Genomic DNA, 5,518 nt, shown 5'->3' with positions numbered 1-5,518 from the left:
CCAGGAAGGCGAAAAAAATGAACGAACTGACCAAATTCAACAATCCCGCCGTGAAGCCGGAAACCTTTGACGAAATCCAGATCGGTCTGGCTTCGCCCGAGCGCATCCGGTCCTGGTCCTTCGGCGAGATCAAGAAGCCCGAAACCATCAACTATCGCACGTTCAAGCCCGAGCGTGACGGCCTGTTCTGCGCGCGCATCTTCGGTCCGGTGAAGGATTACGAGTGCCTGTGCGGCAAGTACAAGCGCATGAAGTACAAGGGCATCGTCTGCGAAAAGTGCGGCGTGGAAGTGACCGTCACCAAGGTCCGCCGCGAGCGCATGGGCCATATCGAGCTCGCCGCGCCGGTCGCACACATCTGGTTCCTGAAGTCGCTGCCCTCGCGCATCGGCCTGCTGCTCGATATGCAGCTCAAGCAGCTTGAGCGCGTGCTGTATTTCGAAAGCTATGTCGTGATCGAGCCGGGCCTCACCAGCCTGGAAAAGTACCAGCTGCTCACCGAAGACGAGCTGCTCGACGCGCAGGACGAGTTCGGCGAGGACGCCTTCTCGGCCGGTATCGGTGCCGAAGCCGTGCGCCAGATGCTGATGGATCTGGACCTCGAGCAGGAGCGTGCCGATCTTCTGCAGGAGCTTGAGACCACCAAGTCGGAACTCAAGCCCAAGAAGATCATCAAGCGTCTCAAGGTCGTGGAATCGTTCATCGATTCAGGGAATCGTCCCGAATGGATGATCCTCGAGGTCATCCCCGTGATCCCGCCCGAGCTGCGCCCGCTGGTGCCGCTGGACGGTGGCCGCTTCGCGACCTCGGACCTCAACGACCTGTACCGCCGCGTCATCAACCGCAACAACCGTCTGAAGCGGCTGATGGAACTGCGCGCGCCGGACATCATCGTGCGCAACGAAAAGCGCATGCTGCAGGAAGCCGTGGACGCGCTGTTCGACAACGGCCGTCGCGGTCGTATCATCACCGGCGCGAACAAGCGTCCGCTGAAGTCGCTGTCCGACATGCTCAAGGGCAAGCAGGGCCGCTTCCGTCAGAACCTGCTCGGCAAGCGCGTCGACTATTCGGGCCGTTCGGTCATCGTGACCGGTCCGGAACTGAAGCTGCACCAGTGCGGTCTGCCCAAGAAGATGGCGCTCGAGCTGTTCAAGCCGTTCATCTACGCGCGTCTCGACGCCAAGGGTCTGTCGATGACCCTGAAGCAGGCGAAGAAGTGGGTGGAAAAGGAGCGCAAGGAAGTCTGGGATATCCTCGACGAGGTGATCCGCGAGCATCCCGTGATGCTCAACCGCGCACCGACGCTCCACCGTCTGGGCATCCAGGCATTCGAACCCGTGCTGATCGAGGGCAAGGCGATCCAGCTGCACCCGCTGGTCTGCTCGGCCTTCAACGCCGACTTCGACGGTGACCAGATGGCCGTCCACGTTCCGCTCTCGCTGGAAGCCCAGCTGGAAGCGCGCGTGCTGATGATGTCGACCAACAACATCCTGTCGCCCGCCAACGGCAAGCCGATCATCGTGCCCTCGCAGGACATGGTGCTGGGCCTGTACTATCTGTCGATGGACCGCGAAGGCGAGCCGGGCGAAGGCATGCTGATGGCGGACATCGCCGAAGTGCATCAGGCGCTGGAAGTGGGTGCGGTGACGCTCCACTCGAAGATCATCGCGCGCGTTCCGCAGACCGATGAACAGGGCAACCAGTATCTCAAGCGCTACCAGACGACGCCGGGCCGCATGCTCATCGGCGAATGTCTGCCCAAGAGCCACAAGGTACCCTTCGATGTCGTCAACCGCCTTCTCACCAAGAAGGAAATCGGCGACGTCATCGACCAGGTCTATCGTCACACCGGCCAGAAGGACACCGTCCTGTTCGCCGACGCGATCATGGGCCTGGGCTTCCGTCACGCCTGCCGCGCCGGCATCTCGTTCGGCAAGGACGACATGATCATTCCGGACAGCAAGGAGCGTCTGGTCGACGAGACCCGCGCGCTGGTCGCTGACTATGAGCAGCAGTACCAGGATGGTCTGATCACCCAGCAGGAAAAGTACAACAAGGTGATCGACGCCTGGAGCCGTTGCGGCGACCAGGTCGCGAACGCCATGATGGAAGAGATCAAGGCGACGCCGAAGGACGAGCATGGCCGCGAGGCGCCGGTCAACTCGATCTACATGATGAGCCATTCGGGTGCGCGTGGTTCGCCAGCGCAGATGAAGCAGCTCGCCGGGATGCGCGGCCTGATGGCCAAGCCCTCGGGCGAGATCATCGAAACGCCGATCATCTCGAACTTCAAGGAAGGCCTGACCGTTCTGGAGTATTTCAACTCCACCCACGGCGCGCGCAAGGGTCTGGCGGATACGGCGCTCAAGACGGCGAACTCGGGTTACCTGACCCGCCGTCTGGTCGACGTGTCGCAGGATTGCGTCATCGTGCAGGAAGACTGCGGCACCGAACGGGCGCTGGAAATGCGCGCGATCGTGCAGGGCGGCTCGGTCATCGCCTCGCTCGGCGAGCGCATCCTGGGCCGTACCCTGGCCGAGGATATCGTCGACGCGAAGTCGGGCGATGTCGTCGTTGCCAAGGACACGCTGCTCGACGAAGCCGCCGTGGCGTCGATCGAAGCCATGGGCATCCAGGCGGCGCGCATCCGTTCGCCGCTGATCTGCGAAGCGACCCAGGGCGTGTGCGGCAAGTGCTATGGCCGTGACCTGGCGCGTGGTACTCCGGTGAACATCGGCGAGGCTGTCGGCGTCATCGCCGCGCAGTCGATCGGCGAGCCGGGCACGCAGCTGACCATGCGTACCTTCCATATCGGCGGTGCGGCGCAGCTCAACGAGCAGTCGAACCTCGAGGCGGTGGCCGATGGCACGCTGCAGTACCGGGATATCCCGACCATCGTGAACAAGCGCGGCCAGCGCCTGTCGCTCGCCCGTAATGGCGAAATCGCGATCGTCGACAAGGAAGGCCGCGAGCGTGCGGTCCACCGCATCCCGTACGGCACGGTGCTGCTGGTCGACGACAATGGCGCGGTGAACATCGGCGATCGCATCGCCGAATGGGATCCGTTCACCATGCCGGTGATCACCGATACCAGCGGTGTCGTGAAGTATCAGGACCTGATCGACGGCAAGACGCTGGTCGAGCAGACCGACGATGCCACCGGTATCGCACAGCGCGTGGTCGTGGAATTCCGCGGATCGAGCAAGGCGAAGTCCAAGGAAGACCTGCGTCCGCGTCTTACCCTGCTCGACGAGGCCTCGGGCGAAGCGGCGCGCTACATGCTCGCCGTGGGTGCGATGCTCTCGGTCGAGGATGGCCAAAAGGTGGAAGCCGGCGATGTGCTCGCCCGTGTCAGCCGCGAAGCCGCCAAGACTCGCGACATCACCGGCGGTCTGCCGCGCGTGGCCGAGCTGTTCGAGGCGCGCAAGCCGAAGGACAATGCGATCATCGCCAAGGTTTCGGGCCGCATCGAGTTCGTCCGCGACTACAAGGCCAAGCGCAAGATCGCGATCCATCCGGAAGAGGGGGATCCGGTCGAGTATCTGGTGCCCAAGTCGAAGGTCATCGACGTCCAGGAAGGCGACTATGTCAAGAAGGGCGACAACCTGATCTCGGGATCGCCGGATCCGCACGACATTCTGGAAGTGCTGGGCGTGGAAGCGCTGGCCGAATATCTGGTCAGCGAAATCCAGGAAGTCTATCGCCTGCAGGGCGTGAAGATCAACGACAAGCATATCGAGGTGATCGTTCGCCAGATGCTGCAGAAGGTCGAGATCACCGATGGTGGCGATACCACGCTGCTGCCGGGCGAACAGCTCGATGCCGAGGAAATGAACGAGGTCAACGCCCGTCTGCCCGAAGGCAAGAAGTTTGCCGAAGGCAAGCCCGTGCTGCTCGGCATCACCAAGGCTTCGCTGCAGACGCGTTCGTTCATCTCGGCCGCGTCGTTCCAGGAAACCACCCGGGTGCTCACCCAGGCGGCGGTGGAAGGCAAGCGGGACTCGCTGATCGGACTGAAGGAAAACGTCATCGTGGGTCGTCTGATCCCGGCGGGCACCGGTGCGGGCATGGCGCGCATCCGCATCGCCGCGAACAGCCGCGACGCCGCGCTTCGCGCGCAGCAGCGTGCGCTGCAAAAGGCGATGGCTGCGGCGAACGAGGTCGAGGCCGCTCCCGCCCCGGCACCGGTCGCTGCCGAAGCCGAGGAATTCGGCGTCTTCCAGCGCCGTGATCGTGATCTCGGTCTCGCGGGTGATCGCGGCAGCATCGCGTTCGCCGATCTCGACGCCGTTGACGCTCACGCTGCCAGCCGACACCACCAGATAGGCGGCATAGGCCGGGTCGATCCGGTGGGTGATGCTGTCGCCCTTGGCGAGTGTCGCCCCGGACAGCCGTGCATCGGCCCGGATCATCAGCGCGCCCGCCAGGATGTCCTCGTCGCGGCCGCTGGCCAGAACTTCCAGCTTGCCCGAACGCTCACCCTTGGGGAACTGCTTGGCATCCCAGCGCGGAGCACCGCCCGCCTCATCGGGGATGATCCAGATCTGGAACAGCCGGGTTTCCTCGTCTTCCAGGTTGAACTCGCTATGCGCCACGCCGGTTCCCGCGCTCATCACCTGAACGTCGCCCGCTTCGGTGCGGCCTTCGTTGCCCAGGCTGTCGCGATGGGTGATCGCGCCGGTGCGGACATAGGTGATGATTTCCATGTCGCGGTGCGGATGGGTGGGGAAACCGCTCCTGGGGGCGATCTCGTCGTCGTTCCAGACGCGCAGGGCACCCCAGCCCATGCGGGCCGGATCGTGATAGCCGCCGAACGAGAAATGGTGGCGGGCATTGAGCCAGCCGTGATTGGCGTGACCCAGGGTGGAAAAATCGCGCTTCTCGATCATGTCACTTGCTCCTTGCTGGCATCGGACACGTGCCGACGCCTTGGCTTGAGCAACAGATAGTCTCGCGCTATCGTTTCCGAAACAGCCAGTTTGGAAAAGGATTGTTTCCAGATATGCGACTTCCCGATTTCGAGGCCTGGGCGGTCTTCGCCGCGGTTGCCGATACCGGCAGCTTTACCGGCGCGGCCGATGCGCTCGGCCTGTCCAAGGCCAAGGTGTCCAAGGCGGTGTCGCGGCTGGAGGCGGAACTGGGGACGGTTCTGTTCCACCGCACCTCGCGGCGGCTGTCGCTGTCGGCGGCGGGGCGGTCGCTGGTCGATCATGCGCGTCGCATCCGGATGGACGGCGAGGCGGCGGTCGAGGCGGCGCGCGACGAGGCGGTGCTGCTCAGCGGGACCGTGCGCATCGCGGTACCGATGAGCTATGGCCTTAGCGCGGTCGCGCCGCTGATCGCGCAGTTCATGGCGCTGCACCCCGGCATATTGATCGACATGCACCTGTCCGATGCGCGGGTGGATCTGGTCGATCAGGGCTTCGACATGGCGCTGCGCATCGCGGTGCTGCCCGACAGCAGCCTGCGCTTCGGCCAGGGCTTCGGCTTGGGCGGCGAATGGGGTGGCGCGGCACTG

General features: G+C 63.8%; 1 protein-coding gene and 2 pseudogenes. 2 read left to right on the top strand and 1 reads right to left on the bottom strand.

Annotated features, from left to right (window positions below):
• Positions 1-17: 17 nt before the first annotated feature.
• Positions 18-4,253 (top strand): annotated as a pseudogene (rpoC, locus tag DM995_RS10205) (DNA-directed RNA polymerase subunit beta'); the annotation flags it as partial.
• Between the two features lie 3 nt (positions 4,254-4,256).
• Here the strand turns inward: rpoC and DM995_RS10200 are convergent.
• Positions 4,257-4,889 (bottom strand): annotated as a pseudogene (locus DM995_RS10200) (pirin family protein); the annotation flags it as partial.
• A 113-nt stretch (positions 4,890-5,002) separates the two neighbouring features.
• Between DM995_RS10200 and DM995_RS10195 the strand changes: the two are divergent.
• A partial coding sequence (locus DM995_RS10195; RefSeq protein WP_157973284.1) for a LysR family transcriptional regulator occupies positions 5,003-5,518 on the top strand: 516 nt, incomplete at its 3' end.

The organism is Blastomonas sp. UPD001 (assembly GCF_003426715.1).
Classification (GTDB): domain Bacteria; phylum Pseudomonadota; class Alphaproteobacteria; order Sphingomonadales; family Sphingomonadaceae; genus Blastomonas.
The sequence above is the reverse complement of the archived record's forward strand: the minus strand, read 5'-3'. Positions and strand labels throughout refer to the sequence as shown.